Origin of the sequence: Rhizobium sp. CG4, from assembly GCF_023701965.1 — a bacterium.
GTDB lineage: Bacteria > Pseudomonadota > Alphaproteobacteria > Rhizobiales > Rhizobiaceae > Agrobacterium.
Window position 1 is genome coordinate 300,880 of the sequence record NZ_JABAEG010000004.1, and the last position, 16,338, is coordinate 317,217.

The window sequence follows — 16,338 nt, forward strand, 5'->3', positions numbered from 1 at the left end:
GCTTCTCCCTATGGGCCTCTGGACCTTCTCGCAACGAAAAGGCGAAGCTGTCGGCTACATCATCAGGCCTACCGGCCATCTTCTCTACGACTGCGAATAAGCCGTGGCCGCGTTCGCCTGTCATGGTCGCGCATCGGCGATGCGGTTGGCTTAAGCCCTCCCCCTTGCGGGGGAGGGTGTAGTAATTGTCTGTCAGGCTGCGATAAACTCGTTCCAGCGGCGGACCATGTAACGGTCTTCGTCCATTACCGAGTTCCAGCAAGCAACATGGCCCATGCGCTCTTCAAAGGAGCCGCCGTCGCGTACTGCACCGGCCTTTTCCATGACCTTGCCGTCCGGCGCGACGATATCGCCGGTCGCAGTCTTGCCTTCGATCCAGTAGCCCCACTCATCGGCCGACATGTGCTCCTTGGCGGTTTCCATGCAGGCAGAGTAATACCCCTGGCGGTTGAGATAGGCGCCAACCCAGCCGGAGGTGTACCAGTTGATATATTCGTAAGCCGCGTCGAGCTGTGCACCGGTCAGATGTGCTGCGAGACCCAGACCGCCACCCCACGAACGATAGCCTTCCTTCAGCGGCTGGTATTTGCAATCGATACCCTTGGAGCGAACGGCGGCAACAGCTGGCGACCACATGGACTGGATGATCACTTCGCCAGACGCCATCAGGTTGACCGACTCGTCAAACGACTTCCAGAAGGCGCGGAACTGGCCGTCCTGCTTGGCCTTGATCAGGAAGTCGATCGTCTTGTCGATCTCTTCCTTGGTCATGTTGCCCTTGTCGGCATATTTGATGTTGCCGAGCGCTTCCATGATCATCGCCGCATCCATGATGCCGATCGACGGGATGTTGAGGATCGAGGTCTTGCCCTTGAACTTCGGATCCATGATGTCGGCCCAGGTGGTGATATCGCGGCCAACCAAGTCAGGACGAATGCCGAGCGTATCGGCATTGTAGATCGTTGGCATCATGGTGAAATACTGGGTTTCTTCCTTGGCAAAGGTTTTGTCGCCCGGCTTTTCAACGAAACCGACCGTGTGCGGCGCGGTACCCTGTGCAATCACGCTGTCGGGTGTCAACTTGCCGTTTTTGAACAGCGGAACGACCTTGTCGTAATATTTCAGCTTCTTTGTATCCATCGGCTGGATCACGCCGGCTGCATAGACCTTTTTCAGGATCCAGTATTCGATATCGGCGATGTCATAGGACTTCGGCTGGGTGACTGCACGCTGAGCGGCGGCATCCGAATCCGTCGCCGTCATCTCGAGCGTGATGCCAAGATCAGCCTTGCACTTCTCGGCAATCGCATTGAGGTTCGACACGCCGGTGCCAAACTGGCGAAGCGTAATCGGGTTCTGTGCCCAGATGGTCGGGAAACCGGTAATCACGCCTGAACCGGCCGCAAGGCCGGCCGCAGCCGATGCCGTTTTCAGAAGCGAACGGCGGGAAATACCCTTGGCCGTCTTGTCGATCCCCGTTTTTTTTGTATCGGTCATGCCAGTTCTCCTCTTGAGGTTTATAGTTGTATTTTCAGTGCTTCAGCCGCCCCAGCACGAGCGCGTCTTCACGCTCCCACGAAAGCGGAATGGCGTCGCCAACCTTCACCGGATTGGCGAAATAGTCCTTGTCACTGAGGATCGCGGTAAAATCCTCCACACCGGAGCCATTGACGGTGAGCTTCACCGATGAGCCGCGATATTCGACATTTGAAACGGAACCGGTGAAACCGAGGCCCTTGTCGGTCGCCGGTGCAACACGCACGTGGTCGGTCCGAACCGCGATGTCGGCCGTGTCGGTGAGACCAGCAGCATCAGCGCCGATCGCCAGAAAATCGCCGCCAGCCGGGACCGAAATCATCAGCTCATCGTCGGCGCTCTTTATCACGCGACCTGAAATCACATTATGATCGCCCATGAACTTGGCGACGAAGGCAGTTGCCGGGCGCTCAAACACGGTGCGCGGATGAGCGGCCTGCTCGATGCGACCATCATTCATGATGACGATGATATCGGCAAGCGCCATTGCCTCTTCCTGGCTGTGCGTCACATGCACGAAGGTGATGCCAAGCGAGGTCTGGAGCTTTTTAAGCTCCGCCCGCATGCGGATTTTCAGGAATGGGTCGAGGGCTGAAAGCGGTTCATCAAGCAGAAGGGCTTCCGGATCAGTGATTAGAGCGCGGGCAAGCGCCACACGTTGCTGCTGACCGCCGGAAAGCTGGGCCGGGCGGCGTGGCGCATAGGCTTCGAGCTGCATCAGCTTCAGCATGTCGAGTGCCTTGGCACGCCGCACGTCTTTGTCCACCCCCTTCATCTTCAAGGAAAAGGCGACGTTGTCGACGAGGTCCAGATGTGGAAACAGCGCATAGGACTGGAACATCATCGCCGTGCCACGCTTGGCCGGCGGTAGGTCGGTGACAACAGCATTGCCAAGACGGATATCGCCCGTCGAGATGCTCTCGTGCCCGGCGATCATTCTGAGCGTCGAGGTCTTGCCGCACCCGGAGGGTCCAAGCAGGCAACAATAGGTGCCCGCGGGGATCTTCAGGCTGATCTCATGGACGGCCGTGGTGGCACCATAGATCTTGGAAACGGATACGATGTCTATTTCAGCGGCTTTGCTCATAGGCACTCTCCTGAGATTGTTTTTGGTGATGCAGGAGCCGTGCCAATTCAATTAACCATTGAAGATCAACGATGTTTTGTCACAAAACCATTTTTGTCATTGAGCGCTGCGCAAATTTGCATCGATTGTTTTCGATCCCATGGTCAAATTGTATGCAATCTGAGTTACGGATTGCAAAATATCCCACTGGCAGATGACACCGCAACGCGCTACAACAGGTCATACTGGACGAAACCAATGACCTTGCTTGAACATACCTCCGTTTCTGCTGACCCAATGGTCGAGGACCGCTCGATGGCGATCCGCGAGTCCCTGCGCAATGCCATCATTGATCGGCGGCTCGCGCCGGGAACAAAACTGTCCGAGGCGGAAGTTGGCGCGCTTTTTGATGTCAGCCGCACGGTGGCACGCGCTGCACTTCAAATGCTGACCTTCGAAGGCCTTGTGAAGACCGAGCGTAACCGTGGCGCCTTCGTTTCCAATCCGACGCCAGAGGAGGCACGACAGATCTTTGCATCCCGCCGGCTGATCGAGCCAGGCATTGTTATAGCCGCCGCCGAAAGGATTACGCCGCAGGACATCGCTCGTTTTCGCGAACAGCTGATTGAAGAAGAGCGCTATATGAACGAGCGCGGCCCGGCGGCAAGGCGGGCAGAAATCAAGGCATCCGGTGATTTCCACCTCATGCTGGCCTCTGTTGCTGGCAATGCCATCCTGCAGCGTTTTATGGATGAGTTGGTGGCGCGGTCTTCGCTGGTCATCGCGCTTTACGGCCGTTCAGGTGTGTCGAGCTGCGGCCATAGCGAACATTTCGCCATTCTGGACCTGATCGAACGCGGTGACGCCAAACGTGCCGCTGACCTGATGCTGCACCATATCGATCACATCGAGGCCGATCTCGACTTGCAGCCCAAGCAGGGCGTGGCGCTCAAAGATGCGCTCTCAATCGGCTAACGTATGATTTCATCGTGAAAGTGACGCCGACCGGAAAGGCCGGCGTCTTTTTTCTTACTTCTTGATCGCTTCCAGATCGACATCCAGTAACAGGTCTGGTCCCAGACCAAAGTCTGCCAGCTTGGTGATGCCAAAATCAGCGCCGGTGATCGCAGCCGTTGCAGAAAAACCGGTCTTGATGGTCTTTGCATCCCAAGGAAGCGGCGATTCAGAATTCCATGTCACATCAAGTGTAACCGGCTTCGTCGTGCCTGCGAGGCTCAGATCGCCGGTAACCTTTGCAGTCTTGTCGCCGGTCTTTTCAATCGCGGTGCTTTTGAAGGTAACCTCAGGGAACTCTTCAACGTTCAGGAAGTCCGAGCTCTTGAGGTGCGTGTCACGCTGTTCGTGGTTGGTGTCGATGCTGGCAGCTTCTATCTTCAGCTCGATCGAGCTTTTCGTGACATCGTCCTTGTCGAATGAAATTTCACCGGACACGGTGCGGAACAAACGTTAAATCGGGCTGCGTTATCGAGGCATAGACATAGCCAGTCTCAAAATCTTCCACATGCGTGACTGTGGTGCCGTCAGCTTCCTTCCAGGTTATCCAAAACACATGAGGCCGTATGAACGTTGCGCTATAGGTTTCCATATGGGCAACAGCATCGAAATCCTCAGCCGATGCATCCGCCCAACGCAGAGTTTTGCCATCGGGCGCAAAATCGACATGGAACACGACGGCGCCCTAGTCGGCACGGTAACGATGACCGACACCGGGGAAAGTTTCATTCGCCATTTTCTCTGCCTCGATCTGTTGTCGATCTGTCCCCGTTTTCAACCCCACTTCATCTCGCCCTTGGCAACCTTGGCACCCAGTTTCAGCGAGCTGGCATCCTTGAGGTCCGGATAACGTTTGAGCATAGCGGCAATCACCTCTGCGCTATCCTTGCCCTTGGACACTTCTTCCTCGAAAGACATGAGGTAATCGCGTGTGAACTTAATGGCCTCGACGCCTTGCGGTGCACCCTCGGACTGGTGACCGGGAATAACGATCTTCGGGTTACGGGCAATCAGATCATCAAGCGCCTTGATCCATGCCGCACGCTTTTCAGCAGTACCTTCATCAGCCACCCAGACGTGAATACCGGAAGACACAAGAACGCCGCCAAAAACAGCTTCAAGTGATGGTACCCACAGGTAGCGACGATCATGCATTGTGGGAATTTCGACGATTTCTATTCTGTTGCCGTCGAGCTCCAGTGCTTCGAGATCGGACACGGCGGGAATGACGACATCCGCCAGCTTTTGCGGGCCATTTTCCTTGAGTTGTGGCCCCCAAACCTCCAGCTTGCCCTGGACATTGCTATTGATAGTGTCAACGGTGGCTTTCCGGGCAATGACCTTCGCATCAGGAAAAACGTCAACGACCGGCCGCAGGCTGAAATAGTAATCAGGATCGTTGCAGCTCACATAAATTGTCGACAGGTTTTTTCCTGTTGCCTTGATGGCGGCTGCCAGAGCACGACCGTCTGACAGGGTAAAACCGCCATCGATCAGGATCGCATTTTTTTCCCCGGTCAAAAGAACGGGTGTGCGGCGAAAGCCTGACTCGTCCGCCTGGAAAAACGTCCATTTCAAAGTTGTGGCAAATGCCCGTGATACCGAGACTGGCAGTGCCGCTAGGCTGGCGGCGGCGGCTGTGAGCTTGAGCGTGTTGCGTCGTGTAAACATGGATATGTCCTCTGAGTGGAATTGTTAGGCGGCTTCGACATGAGCCTTGAGGTTCTGGAAATTGCTAAAAAGGGCGCTCGAATCCACCAGGCGACGGCTTTCACCTTTTTCGATGATGAGCGCAGGAACGCCGTTGGCGTTGAACTGGTGGAACAACCGCTTGCCGATTTTCACGAGATCGGCGACGGCTAATCGAAGTCCGTCATCTGGCTGGCGAACACGGGCGGCAGCCTCAGATAATCCTGCCTCTTCCAACAGGTTTGCGACGACGGTCTGATCACTTGTGTCCAATCCCCTGACATACCGGCCGTGCTGCAAGGTCTGCAGAGCCGAAAAGCGTGTCTGCGGCGTATGCGAGCCCGCCGCCACGACACCTCTTGTGGTAGCAGTTGAATCAAACATCGAGCCTTGCTTCCGGAGGACTTTTTCAAGGTAATCCCTGGAAAATTCCTGGCCGGTAAGCCGCTGGATACGTTGGTCATTCGCCCATGCATATGCTGAGAACGCTTCATCCAGCGGGCGGGCTCCCGAACCTGAAAACAACCCTGTCGGGATTGCTTCGATAGACGTTCCTTCCGCCATCAACCTCGTCAGCATTGGCGATGCGCCATAACACCAGCCACAGAGGGGATCGAATAAATAAATGATGCGGTCTGGCTGCATGTCTTTGATCCCGTTTCGATGGTCAACATCATCCATTGACTTTGACAGGGAATAAAGATCGGTTATTCGTACAGACTGTATGATTAAATGAGACAATAATGAGTGATCTTCTCAATCTCAACCGTCTGATATTTTTTACAACCGTGGTGGAAAGCGGCTCGTTCACTGCGGCGGGCGAACGTCTGGGCGTGGCGAAAGCTGTTGTCAGCCATCACGTGGCAAGGCTTGAGGAGGAACTCGGCGTTACGCTTCTGTCGCGAACAACGCGACGGCTGGCCACCACGGAGGAGGGGCGGATATTCTACGACCGCTGTGCCGTCATTCTGAGAGAGGCCGAGGCCGCTTATGGGGAAATGTCCCACCATACAAGCGAACCCTCTGGCACCCTGACATTGACCGCACCGCTCGACTACGGGGCGGTGATTGTCGCCCCTGTCATAACAGCCTATCTCGCTCGTTATCCAACTATGAAAGTCGACCTGGTCTTCGACGATACGGTTATCGATCCCGCAACCCAGCAGCTTGATCTTGCCATTCGCGCTGGCTGGCTGACCGATACAAGCCATCAGTCACGACGGCTTGGGGCGTTTGAACAATATCTTGTCGCCACACCATCAGTGGCAGAGCGGTTTTCCTCACTCCAGACACCAGCCGACGCTGCCAATCTGCCGTGGATCGAAAATTCGGCGCTGCGTCATCCGCTTCGCTGGATGTTTTCCCGTGACGGCTTGCCTCCCGAAATGGTCGAGGTATCGTCTGCCATCCGTACGGATAAGACGCCAGCCGCCTATGCCTGTGTACTGGCCGGAGCAGGGGTTTCGGTTTTTCCTGATTATATGCTGGGCAAAGATTTAGCGCAGGGCAGACTGGTGCGGCTGCTGCCCGATTGGAGCCTGCCAGCTGGCGGCCTACATGCCGTTTTTCCGGTCGCCCGCTTTCGACCGGCAAAGGTGCGACGTTTTGTGGAGATGATGCTGTCGGCCGAACGCAAACGCGCGCTTGAGGCCTAATGCGCATCCCTATTCACTGTGGCAACCTGAAGTGATCATCGATGTGGCGGCGATGGCGGGTTTCCTTGTGCCAGCCGATTGCCTTGCGATAACTGCCAAACAATTGTTTGCCATGAACATCCTCGACCGTGAGGCCATGGACCATTTCTGCATCGGGCTCGACATAGAGAGCATCAACAGGACAATAGAGTTCGCACATGAAGCATGTCTGGCAGGAATCCTGCCTGAGAATTTGGGGAGGCCCCTCCGGCATCGCCTCAAAAACATTTGTCGGGCAGACCTGAACACAGAGATTGCAATCGGTGCAGGTTTGCGGATCAAGAACTTCAATCATTACTCGGCCACCTCCGGCAACAGGTCTGAACCTGCCGGTTCGGAACGAATGAGAATGTCATCAAGCCCACTGAGAACAAGGCGATGATGTTGGGCCGGATCCTGCTTGGGAAAATCATCGCGACGATGCATGCCACGCGTTTCCGTGCGGGAAATTGCGGCCTTGTACATGTAGCGCGCCGTTGCGGTCATCGCCTGCGCCTGGCGCAGCCGTAAGGTTCCGTTTTCATCCACCGGCACGGCAGTTTTGATGTCATCCCACAGACTATCCAGCCGTTTCAAGGCCGCTGACAGCACGTCGTGGGTACGGAAATAGTTGATATCGAGCGGAAAGACCTCATTTTGCACCGCTGCCAAAATGGCGGTGGGATCCGCATAATGTGACGGATTTCTCGCAAAGTTCTCAGCTTGTGGATCTGATATAGAATGGGGTTTGGCGTTGGCTTTTGCGAAACCGGCGGCCGCGACACCGGCAAAGGATCCTGACGCAATCGCCCAGGCCGCGTTATGGCTGCCGCCACCGGTAAACCCGCCACAGATCGGTTCGCGCGTGGCATTGTCACCGGCCGCATAAAGGCCGGGAACCGTGGTGGCACAATCAAGCCCGGTCAACCGGAGGCCACCTGTTCCACGAACCGTTCCTTCAAGCCGAAGCTTGACCTCGAACATCTGGGTAAACGGATCAATGCCACGTCGGTCAAAGGGGACAAAGAAGTTCGGTTGCGCCTGCCGCAATATCGTTCTGACCTCATCGGTTTCAGCCAGATCAAGTCGGGCGAATACAGGCTCCGACAGTAACGTGCGGGCAATGATCGAGCGGCCGCGTGCGGAGCCAGCCCCTTCAATCAGGCTCTCATCCTTGCGATAAAACTGCGCAAAACGATAAAGCGCAGTCTTGGTAATGGAGGCAAAGGCCGGCGATATCGCATAGGCCGATGAGAATTCCATGCCCGACAATTCGGCACCAACCTCTGCCCCCATCAAATAACCGTCACCGGTCAACACGTCACATCCAAGTGCCTTGCTCATGAACGCACAACCTCCGGCAGCCAGCACAACGGCACCGGCGATCACCTGCCATTCGCCACCACCCTGTTGCACAATACCGGTTGCGCCCGCCACCCTGTCGCCATCAACAAGCAAATGTGTCGCGGGATGATGATCCAGAATGGTGACGCCGGCGTTTTTGACCTTTCGCCGCAACAACCGCATATATTCCGGTCCCTGCACCGAGATGCGCTGTTGTTCTCCACTTTCATCACGCGGGAAGGGGTAGCCCCAGTCGGCCAGCCGATTGACGCTTTCAAAGGTCTTGTCGAGTACCGGTCGCATCCAGTCACGGTCTGAAAGATAGCCGCCCATCGCTTCACGGCTGGCCATGGCAGCCTCGCGCTCTTCCGGGTCCGGTTTCACGTACCAGATCTGCGTGCCAGCGGATGCCGTTGCACCAGAGCTGCCGCAATATCCCTTCTCGACAAGCACCACGTTGGCATTTGTCGCCACGGCCTCCAGCGCCGCCCAGCAACCGGCCGGACCACCGCCGATAACCAGAACATCACAGTCAAAATCTGATCGCCGGTTCTTTGAGGGGGAAGTGTTTGTCAGGGATAAGTTCATATCATCCGTCCTAAATGAAACCATTGCATTGCAGAACAAACCAGTTTCAACATAGATTTTATGTTGTTTATCGGAGTGCTTTTATGACCCTTGCCAGCCTTGCCATGTATGTCAGCCCGCCACAGGTGGCGCAGGCGACCCACCAGTTCTGGCTGGCGCTCGGTGCGCGGTTGCGCGACTACGGGCTCAATGCGCCTGATGTGCTTGATGACACGGTGCGATATGACGAAGCCTGGCTTCGTCCGGATCTCATTTTCGGGCAAACCTGCGGATACCCCTATGTGCAACATCTCAGGGACAAGGTTCAGCTGGTTGCCACGCCCAATTACGATCTGCCGGGATGTGATGGGCCGATTAAATGCAGCTTTGTCATCGTCAATGCGCAGTCTTCGGCGCAGTCCATTGAGGATTTGCGCGGTGCCCGTGCGGCGATCAATGAGCCTGGAAGCAATTCCGGCTACAATCTCTTCCGTGCCTTCATCGCACCCCATGCCGAAAACAGGCGTTTCTTTTCCTCCGTTATCGAAACCGGTGGCCACCGTGCCAGCATCGACGCCGTTGCAAGCGGCAAAGCGGATATCGCCTCCATCGATTGTGTGACCTTTGGCAATACCCTGCGCTTTGATCCGGAACGCCTTGCAGGTGTTCGTGTCCTCGCCGAAACACCGCGGGGTCCCGGCCTGCCATTCATCACTTCGATTGAGACCTCGGCCAAAGATCTGGTGATCCTGCGTCGGGCGCTTGCAGAAACGATTGCTGATCCAGCGCTCGGCGAGGTCTGTGACGTGCTGTCGCTGCGCGGCATCACGCTTCTCGGGGACGCTGATTATCAAATCTTGGCCAAATTGGATCGAGACGCTGAAGTTCAAGGTTACCCCGCAATCGCTTGACGCGGGATCGGCGCCGCAGAAGCCAATGGGAAATGACAGGCCACGCTGCGCGCTCCCGCGCCCGCGAGCAATGGCGGCGCATCGGTTGCGCATTTCGGCTGAGCCACGGGACAGCGTTTGTGAAAGCGACATCCGCCTGGCGGGTTGCTGGGATTTGGCAATTCACCTGTTAGAACAATCCGTTCACGCTGCCGACTGGGGTCAAGCGTCAGATTGGCGGAAAGCAGCGCCTGCGTGTAGGGATGAGCCGGCTCTCTAAACAGGCTGGCGGTTGGCCCGCTTTCGACAATCTGTCCAAGATACATCACCGCCACTCGATCCGTGACGCGCCCCACCACGTTCAGATTGTGTGAGATCAGCAAGTAACTGAGGCCAAGTCGATCTCGTAGGCCACGTAGCAGATTAAGCAGTTCACCCTGAATAGAGATATCAAGGCCAGCGGTTGGCTCATCCGCAACGATAACGGAAGGGTTGGCCGCCAGTGCACGCACAAGTGCCACACGCCGCGCCTGTCCACCGCTCAATTGATGCGGATAACGCGTCAGCAATTGCTGGCCAAGGCCGAGGCTTTCTGCAAGAGCGACAATCTCTGCAAAACGTTCAGCAGTGTAAACATTCCTGATTTTCAACGGTTCGGCGAGAAGCGTTTTGACGGTGAGCCGTGGCGAAAGCGAAGCCGCAGGGTCCTGAAACAGCAACTGGATTCGGCTTTGCGCATCGCCAACCTTACGACGGGTGCCTGCAGGAACGCTTTCACCATCTACCGAAAGCGTGCCAGAGGCGAGCGGCTGAAGACCGACAATAGACCGTGCAATGGAAGATTTACCGCAGCCGCTTTCGCCCACGAGACCGAGCGTTTCACCACGCCGCAACTCCAGCGAAACACCATCTACAGCGGTAAGTCTGTGATAACGGACAACTGCGTCTTTCAGAACAAGTGCAGGCTGCTCCATTACGCGGCCTCCCGCCAACAGGCATAATGGTGTCCGTGGTCCACCTCACGTTGCGGTGGCTTCTGGTGACATTGCACCTGCCGCGACGGACAGCGGGCGGCAAAAATGCAGCCGTCAGGCCGGTTCGTCAGGTCGGGAACATTGCCCGGTATGGTCGACAGATCCTGTGTGGCATCAAACGGCGCATAGGGATCGATTTCGCAGGCAAGAAGCGCTCGCGTGTAAGGGTGGCGGGGATTGTGCAACACCTCGCGCACCGGGCCGGTCTCAACCACGGTCCCCGCATACATCACCACCACGCTGTCACACAATTCGGCGATCAGGCCCATGCTGTGGCTGACGATCAGCATGGAAACCTTTGTTCGCTGCCGCATTTCATGCAGCACCTCAACAACCTGTGCCTCAATCGTTGCATCGAGCGCTGTTGTCGGTTCATCGGCAATCAACAGTTTCGGCTCAACCAGCAAGGCCATCGCAATGACAACGCGCTGGCGCATGCCGCCGGAGAACTCATGCGGATAGCGGTGCATACGGCCGGCCGCATCCTGAACGCCGACATCGGCCAGCACCGCTTCGGCACGCTGCCAGAGTTGTCGTTTGCTCGATTTGGGAAAACGTCGCCGCTGTATGTCGACCAGTTGTTCGCCGATCGTGAACATCGGGTTCAACGCCGTCATTGGATCCTGAAAGATCATGGCGATATCAGTGCCGCGAAGAGAGGCTGTTCCCTTGGGATCAAGCCGCATCGCTTTATCATCAAACGTCGCGTGGCTTGTCTCAACCGTTGCATTGTCGGCGAGAAGCCCAAGTAGCGCAAAGGCAATAGTCGACTTGCCGCTGCCACTTTCTCCAACAAGGCCGACGGATTTGCCCCGGTTGATGGTGAGGTTGACGCCATCGAGAATATGGGCGCTGCTTCCAGTTCCGCGATAGGCGACGTGCAGGTTTTCAATGGAAAGGAGTGCCTCGTTCATAGGGTTTTCCTGAGCTTCGGATCCAGCGTATCGCGCAGCGCTTCACCCAAAAGCGCAAAACCAAGCGTGGCGAGGATCAGCGAAATGCCTGAGAAGGTGGCAAGCCAGGGAGACTGGTCGAGATAGACGTAACCGTCATTGAGCAGATTTCCCCAGCTGGCGAGAGGAGGGCGCACGCCAAGTCCAAGAAAACTGAGACCAGCCTCGATGGTGATGACAACGGGAATATCCATGCAGGCCAACACGAAGATGGGGCCGATAATATTGGGAATGACATGATGCAGGATAATGCGCCAAGTCTGGGCACCAAGTACCTTCTCAGCTTCGATGAAAGGGCTGTTGCGCAGCGTGATCGTCTGGCTGCGCGCCACCCGTCCGAAATGCGGAATGAACACGATGCTGACCAGCAAAACGACGTTGCCAAGTCCGGGGCCAAACACCGCAACGAGCGCTAGAGCAAGAATGATGCTGGGAAACGACGTTACCACGTCGAAAATACCGACAATCAACAAGTCGACCGGACGCGGTGACAGCGCCGCGATAATGCCAAGCACCACCCCGGCGGTAAGGGAAATGGCAATCACCGAAAGCGAAATGCCAAGGGCAATGCGTGCACCATATATCAGGCGACTTAAGATATCGCGACCGAGATGATCGGTGCCCAGTATATGCTGGAAAGACGGATCCATCAGACGATTGGCGGGTGCGATGGCGTTCGGCGCATAAGGTGCAATTAGCGGGGCCGCAATGGCCAAAAGACAGAGCAATGTCACAGCCAGCAGGGCAAAGGTGCCGCCGGGGCGGCGGGATAGATCAGCAAACATTGTCATCTCACGGCTCACTTTTGCGGGCCAGCCGCGAACGTTCGCGTGGGTCGGTGAGTGTTTGAGATAGCTCCGCAACCAGATTTGTCAGCACATAGAGCAGAACGATCACGAACACGCCGCCTTGCACAACAGGATAGTTGCGGGTGCGGATGGAATCGTAGATGAGGGAGCCGAGGCCAGGCCGGTTGAAGATAACCTCGGCAAAAACTGCCCCGCCCAGAAGTTCACCGAACCCCATGCCAAGCACGGCGATAGTTGGCAAAACTGCCGGTTTGAGCGTGTATTTGATCAGGATTTTCGCTTCACTGACACCATAGGCACGTAGCGTGCGGATATGGCTTTCACTCAGCACTTCCAGCAGCGAGGAACGGAGCAGGCGGGCAATGTACCCCACCCAGCCAGCAGCGAGCGCAAGTGTCGGAAGCACAAGATGCCAGAGCTGATCCAGTGTATCCCCACGTTGTCCCGCGCCCAGAACCGGAAACCATCCGAGTTTGACCGAGAAAATCATCAGCAGGAACACCGAAACCACAAAGCTGGGTGTCGAGATAAAACCCACGCTGACAAAGGCGATCAAGCGGTCTATGCGGCCACCTGGGCGATGGGCAGATATCAGCGCGAGCGGCACGCCAATGGCAATTGCCAGAAGCATCGCCGAGATGGCGAGGGCAACCGTATTGGGCAGGGCCGCCGCCACCAGCTGCAAAACCGGTCGGTCGTTAAAAACGTCCTGGCCCAGATCGCCGACGATCAGTCGACTGAAAAATGTCAACACCTGCATTTGCAGCGGTTTGTCGAGGCCAATGCGCGCGTTCAATGCTGCTACGGTTTCAGGCGTAGCACGCGAACCCAGAATGACGGTTGCTGGATCGCCGGGGATCAGGCGTGTCAACGCAATTAACAAAACAACAGAGCCGGCGACAGCGAGAGCTGCTGTCATCAGCTTGAAAACCAGATGGCTTTGAAGAGATGCGCTGCTCATCGCAGCGCCTCCCTGTATTTGTTTTCGGTCGTCACAGTCAGACCGCCGCGTCGGTGAAAGCCGTATAGAGCCAGTTATTGCCGTTGGGCAGCACACCGGGCTTCAGCCATTTGCGTGAGGCAAAGGCATTGAGATTGTGAGTGATCCAGATAAAGGCCGCGGATTCGTCGAGCAGTTTTTGCGCCTCGATATAAATCTTTTCCCGCTCTGCCGGATCAACGGTGACGCCACCTTTCTGGTGCAGGGCGTCATAATCGGCGTTCTTGTAACGTTGCCAGTTCCACTGGCCCACCTGTTCCGACGTAAACCACTGCGTCTGGAAACCTGGGTCGAACTTGCCATTGAACTTGACCAGCGAGAGTTCGAGATCCTTGCTGGCGTCGTTTTTGCCAAGTGCCCAATAGGCCGCCGATTCGAGCGCTTCAATCTCCACCTCAATCCCGACATCGGCGAGATTTGCCTGAATGATCTGTGCGATTGCCTCGTAACGGGCGCCAGCTTCAACCGTCAGCTTGGCCTTGAAGCCACCGGAATGGCCAGCTTCGTCCAGCAGGGCCTGCGCCTTTTCCAGATCACGCGTGTAAAGCGGCGCGTCTTTCCATGCACCGAGCAAACATGGAGCGAGAAGTGCGTTGGCACGTGGGTAAATGCCGGAATAGGCACCTTGAAGAATGGCATCGACATCAACAGCATAACGGATGGCCTGGCGTACCCTGATGTCGTCAAACGGTGCCTTTTCGATATTCGGCCCAAACCAGACGTAATCGATCGCCGGAATTTCCGTGACGCTTGCGTCAGGCAGAGCAGAAAGTGCCTTGCCGTTTTCCGGGTCGATGGCGGTGAAGTCGATTTCGCCAGACTGGAAGGCAATTTCAGCCGTCTTCTGTTCGCCAATCGGCTTGCCGACAATCTGCTGGAAATGTGGTTTGATCGGTCCCCTGTAATCCGGATTGATCTCAAGCACGAACTGTTCGCGCGGCGTCCATTCCTTCAACACGTACGGGCCGCTGCCAACAATCTTGGTGGCAAAATCCTTGCCTAGAGCTTCAAATGCCTTTTTGGACACGATACGACCGGAGCCATCGGCCAGCGCAATGGTATAGAGTGCCGGTGCCGGGTTCTTGAGGATGATACGACCCTCAAGCGGACCGGTAACCTCAACATGATCCAGTGCCGACCAGTCCTTGGCATAGGTGACGGATTTGCCTTCTGCATCAGGCTTGATGAAACGTTCGAAGGAGAATTTTACGTCCTCCGCCGTCAGATCGCCATAGCCGCCGGTAAAGGCGAGGCCGGATCGCAGCTTGAAGCGGATTTCGGTGTCGCTGACCTGCTCGAGTTCTTCTGCGGCGTCCAATTCCCACTCGGTTGAACCGGGTTTGAAGGAAATCAGCCCCTGCTGCACAGACCAGATGACATTGAGGTCAATCGGGCCAGAGCGGTTGGCGGGATCAAGATTGACGAGATCCTTTTCCACGCGGACGGTAATCTTGGTGCGGTCAGCATTGGCAAAAGCCGGGCTGATACCTCCGAAAGCGACCACAGTGGCAATGGTGGCGCCGCCCGCGAGAAACTGTCGGCGTGTTGAATTCAGTGTCATGGATGTCCCCTGTCCAAAGCGGCTTTGTGCCGTATATGCCTCTATGGCCAAGATTAGATAGTATAATCTATGGTTTTGGTAGAATTGAAATTCTCCTCCGAACCATCATCGGCAAACTAGTTTTCCGTTTTTCAATTCCGTTGCGCAAAGCCATGTGGCGCGTCCGGACGTTATGCGACCTATAGTTCGGCTCTCAATTCCAACAGCATTTCCAATGCGCGGAGCCGCCATGTTGCGCCATTCCACCCTGTCTCAACTCAGCCAGTCGTCGATCGCGCGCCTTGAATGGCAGACGGTTGTTTTAGCAATCGTCATCTACGGCGGGTTCATCGGCCTCACATTGTTCTGGCAATCGCTGCCTCTGCTTCTCGTCATCGCGCTGGGCGGTTGGCTGGTGGCATGGCAGGGATCCTTGCAGCACGAAGTCATGCATGGACATCCAACACGGCTACAGGCAATCAATGATGCCATTGGTTGGCCTCCGATTTCCCTGTGGTTGCCTTATGCTATCTACAAAGAAGGCCATCTGCTCCACCACCGCGACGAGCATCTGACGGATCCGATTGAGGATCCGGAATCCTCCTATCATACGCAGGCAGCGTGGGAACGCATGGGAGCCTTTGGCAAATTGCTGTCAAATCTCAATATGACGCTTCTGGGACGCCTCACCATTGGTCCTGCCGTGATGATCCTGAGTTTTCTGTTTCAGGAGTTTTTGCTCATTCGTGCCGGAGACCGGCGCAGAGCATTTATCTGGGGAAGGCATAGCCTGGGTGTCGCCGTGGTGCTGACATGGGTGGTCCTAGTCTGCCAAATGCCGCTTTGGATCTATCTACTCGGGTTTGTTTATTTTGGAGCAGCACTCAGCAGATTACGGTCTTTCGCTGAGCACCGTTTTGCCGATCACCACGATGAACGCACGGCAATTGTCGAAAACAGCCCACTGTTGGGTCTGCTGTTCCTCTACAACAACCTCCACGTCCTGCATCACAAACGGCCGGGTATTCCCTGGTACCAGATTCCCCGTTTATATCGTCGGCACAGAGAGTTTCTGGTCAATCTCAATGGTGGACTGGTCTATAATGGCTACCGGGAAGTTGCGCGTCGTTTTCTGTTGAAACCGCACGATGATCCCCGACATCCAAACCACCGTGAGCAATAAGCCGTCACCACTTCTCTCGCGGACGGCATGGAACGATAGC

17 protein-coding genes are annotated in these 16,338 nt (G+C 56.0%); 4 read left to right on the forward strand and 13 right to left on the reverse strand.

The window, feature by feature from the left end:
• Window positions 1–192: 192 nt before the first annotated feature.
• Together HGO37_RS14695 and HGO37_RS14700 are read right to left on the reverse strand one after the other, a co-directional pair.
• Entirely contained in the window at window positions 193–1,497 is a 1,305-nt protein-coding gene (locus HGO37_RS14695) for an ABC transporter substrate-binding protein (protein WP_250983951.1), read from the reverse strand.
• Between the two features lie 34 nt (window positions 1,498–1,531).
• Window positions 1,532–2,623: an ABC transporter ATP-binding protein gene (locus HGO37_RS14700; protein WP_250983952.1), complete on the reverse strand. Its 1,092-nt coding sequence runs from the start codon at window positions 2,621–2,623 to the stop codon at window positions 1,532–1,534.
• Window positions 2,624–2,860: 237 nt separating this feature from the next.
• Between HGO37_RS14700 and HGO37_RS14705 the strand changes: the two genes are divergently transcribed.
• Complete coding sequence (locus HGO37_RS14705; protein WP_250983953.1) at window positions 2,861–3,577, forward strand: GntR family transcriptional regulator; 717 nt, start codon at window positions 2,861–2,863, stop codon at window positions 3,575–3,577.
• Between the two features lie 54 nt (window positions 3,578–3,631).
• On the opposite strand, the gene HGO37_RS14710 is transcribed toward HGO37_RS14705, so the two are convergent.
• From HGO37_RS14710 to HGO37_RS14725, 4 genes are all read right to left on the reverse strand, one after another.
• A complete protein-coding gene (locus HGO37_RS14710; protein ID WP_250983954.1) occupies window positions 3,632–4,054 on the reverse strand; it encodes a YceI family protein in 423 nt (140 codons plus the stop codon).
• The gene (locus tag HGO37_RS14715) at window positions 4,044–4,292 is read right to left on the reverse strand and encodes a MoaF-related domain-containing protein (RefSeq protein WP_250983955.1); all 249 of its coding nucleotides are present in this window, start codon (window positions 4,290–4,292) and stop codon (window positions 4,044–4,046) included. Before HGO37_RS14715 ends, HGO37_RS14710 begins: the two co-directional genes overlap by 11 nt.
• A 98-nt stretch (window positions 4,293–4,390) precedes the next feature.
• Entirely contained in the window at window positions 4,391–5,287 is an 897-nt protein-coding gene (locus HGO37_RS14720) for an MBL fold metallo-hydrolase (RefSeq protein WP_250983956.1), read from the reverse strand.
• A 24-nt stretch (window positions 5,288–5,311) separates the two neighbouring features.
• Entirely contained in the window at window positions 5,312–5,950 is a 639-nt protein-coding gene (locus HGO37_RS14725; protein ID WP_250983957.1) for a DsbA family protein, read from the reverse strand.
• Window positions 5,951–6,048: 98 nt separating this feature from the next.
• Here HGO37_RS14725 and HGO37_RS14730 point away from each other — a divergent pair, with 98 nt between their 5' ends.
• Window positions 6,049–6,960 carry a LysR family transcriptional regulator gene (locus HGO37_RS14730; RefSeq protein ID WP_250983958.1) on the forward strand — a complete coding sequence of 304 codons (912 nt, stop codon included), beginning with the start codon at window positions 6,049–6,051 and terminating at the stop codon, window positions 6,958–6,960.
• Between the two features lie 13 nt (window positions 6,961–6,973).
• On the opposite strand, the gene HGO37_RS14735 is transcribed toward HGO37_RS14730, so the two are convergent.
• Together HGO37_RS14735 and HGO37_RS14740 are read right to left on the reverse strand one after the other, a co-directional pair.
• A complete protein-coding gene (locus tag HGO37_RS14735) occupies window positions 6,974–7,294 on the reverse strand; it encodes a 4Fe-4S dicluster domain-containing protein (protein WP_192490790.1) in 321 nt (106 codons plus the stop codon).
• Complete coding sequence (locus HGO37_RS14740) at window positions 7,294–8,910, reverse strand: FAD-dependent oxidoreductase (protein ID WP_250983959.1); 1,617 nt, start codon at window positions 8,908–8,910, stop codon at window positions 7,294–7,296. Before HGO37_RS14740 ends, HGO37_RS14735 begins: the two co-directional genes overlap by 1 nt.
• Window positions 8,911–8,993: 83 nt before the next feature.
• On the opposite strand from HGO37_RS14740, the gene HGO37_RS14745 reads away from it, so the two are divergent.
• Entirely contained in the window at window positions 8,994–9,800 is an 807-nt protein-coding gene (locus HGO37_RS14745; RefSeq protein ID WP_250983960.1) for a phosphate/phosphite/phosphonate ABC transporter substrate-binding protein, read from the forward strand.
• Here HGO37_RS14745 and HGO37_RS14750 read toward each other — a convergent pair.
• Genes HGO37_RS14750 through HGO37_RS14770 form a run of 5 tightly spaced genes read right to left on the reverse strand, consistent with a single transcriptional unit; the run spans window position 9,782 to window position 15,136 of the window.
• Window positions 9,782–10,753 carry an oligopeptide/dipeptide ABC transporter ATP-binding protein gene (locus HGO37_RS14750; protein WP_250983961.1) on the reverse strand — a complete coding sequence of 324 codons (972 nt, stop codon included), beginning with the start codon at window positions 10,751–10,753 and terminating at the stop codon, window positions 9,782–9,784. The two genes, HGO37_RS14745 and HGO37_RS14750, sit on opposite strands and share 19 nt — an antisense overlap.
• A complete protein-coding gene (locus HGO37_RS14755; RefSeq protein WP_250983962.1) occupies window positions 10,753–11,727 on the reverse strand; it encodes an ABC transporter ATP-binding protein in 975 nt (324 codons plus the stop codon). Before HGO37_RS14755 ends, HGO37_RS14750 begins: the two co-directional genes overlap by 1 nt.
• Window positions 11,724–12,551 carry an ABC transporter permease gene (locus HGO37_RS14760; RefSeq protein WP_250983963.1) on the reverse strand — a complete coding sequence of 276 codons (828 nt, stop codon included), beginning with the start codon at window positions 12,549–12,551 and terminating at the stop codon, window positions 11,724–11,726. Before HGO37_RS14760 ends, HGO37_RS14755 begins: the two co-directional genes overlap by 4 nt.
• A gap of 7 nt (window positions 12,552–12,558) precedes the next feature.
• Window positions 12,559–13,536, reverse strand: coding sequence for an ABC transporter permease (locus HGO37_RS14765; RefSeq protein WP_250983964.1), 978 nt, complete (start codon window positions 13,534–13,536; stop codon window positions 12,559–12,561).
• Window positions 13,537–13,573: 37 nt separating this feature from the next.
• Window positions 13,574–15,136 (reverse strand): ABC transporter substrate-binding protein, encoded by a 1,563-nt coding sequence (locus HGO37_RS14770; protein WP_250983965.1) that lies wholly within the window; start codon window positions 15,134–15,136, stop codon window positions 13,574–13,576.
• Between the two features lie 229 nt (window positions 15,137–15,365).
• Between HGO37_RS14770 and HGO37_RS14775 the strand changes: the two genes are divergently transcribed.
• Window positions 15,366–16,298 carry a fatty acid desaturase gene (locus HGO37_RS14775; protein WP_250983966.1) on the forward strand — a complete coding sequence of 311 codons (933 nt, stop codon included), beginning with the start codon at window positions 15,366–15,368 and terminating at the stop codon, window positions 16,296–16,298.
• Window positions 16,299–16,338: the final 40 nt, after the last annotated feature.

Excerpts from the sequence above, each read along its gene's own strand:
- HGO37_RS14740 (WP_250983959.1), bottom strand. The coding sequence starts at position 8,910 with ATGAACTTATCCCTGACAAACACTTCCCCCTCAAAGAACCGGCGATCA.
- HGO37_RS14760 (WP_250983963.1), bottom strand. The coding sequence starts at position 12,551 with ATGTTTGCTGATCTATCCCGCCGCCCCGGCGGCACCTTTGCCCTGCTG.
- HGO37_RS14735 (WP_192490790.1), bottom strand. The coding sequence starts at position 7,294 with ATGATTGAAGTTCTTGATCCGCAAACCTGCACCGATTGCAATCTCTGT.
- HGO37_RS14770 (WP_250983965.1), bottom strand. The coding sequence starts at position 15,136 with ATGACACTGAATTCAACACGCCGACAGTTTCTCGCGGGCGGCGCCACC.
- HGO37_RS14755 (WP_250983962.1), bottom strand. The coding sequence starts at position 11,727 with ATGAACGAGGCACTCCTTTCCATTGAAAACCTGCACGTCGCCTATCGC.
- HGO37_RS14765 (WP_250983964.1), bottom strand. The coding sequence starts at position 13,536 with ATGAGCAGCGCATCTCTTCAAAGCCATCTGGTTTTCAAGCTGATGACA.
- HGO37_RS14720 (WP_250983956.1), bottom strand. The coding sequence starts at position 5,287 with ATGTTTACACGACGCAACACGCTCAAGCTCACAGCCGCCGCCGCCAGC.
- HGO37_RS14730 (WP_250983958.1), top strand. The coding sequence starts at position 6,049 with ATGAGTGATCTTCTCAATCTCAACCGTCTGATATTTTTTACAACCGTG.
- HGO37_RS14700 (WP_250983952.1), bottom strand. The coding sequence starts at position 2,623 with ATGAGCAAAGCCGCTGAAATAGACATCGTATCCGTTTCCAAGATCTAT.
- HGO37_RS14725 (WP_250983957.1), bottom strand. The coding sequence starts at position 5,950 with ATGCAGCCAGACCGCATCATTTATTTATTCGATCCCCTCTGTGGCTGG.
- HGO37_RS14745 (WP_250983960.1), top strand. The coding sequence starts at position 8,994 with ATGACCCTTGCCAGCCTTGCCATGTATGTCAGCCCGCCACAGGTGGCG.
- HGO37_RS14695 (WP_250983951.1), bottom strand. The coding sequence starts at position 1,497 with ATGACCGATACAAAAAAAACGGGGATCGACAAGACGGCCAAGGGTATT.
- HGO37_RS14775 (WP_250983966.1), top strand. The coding sequence starts at position 15,366 with ATGTTGCGCCATTCCACCCTGTCTCAACTCAGCCAGTCGTCGATCGCG.
- HGO37_RS14705 (WP_250983953.1), top strand. The coding sequence starts at position 2,861 with ATGACCTTGCTTGAACATACCTCCGTTTCTGCTGACCCAATGGTCGAG.
- HGO37_RS14750 (WP_250983961.1), bottom strand. The coding sequence starts at position 10,753 with ATGGAGCAGCCTGCACTTGTTCTGAAAGACGCAGTTGTCCGTTATCAC.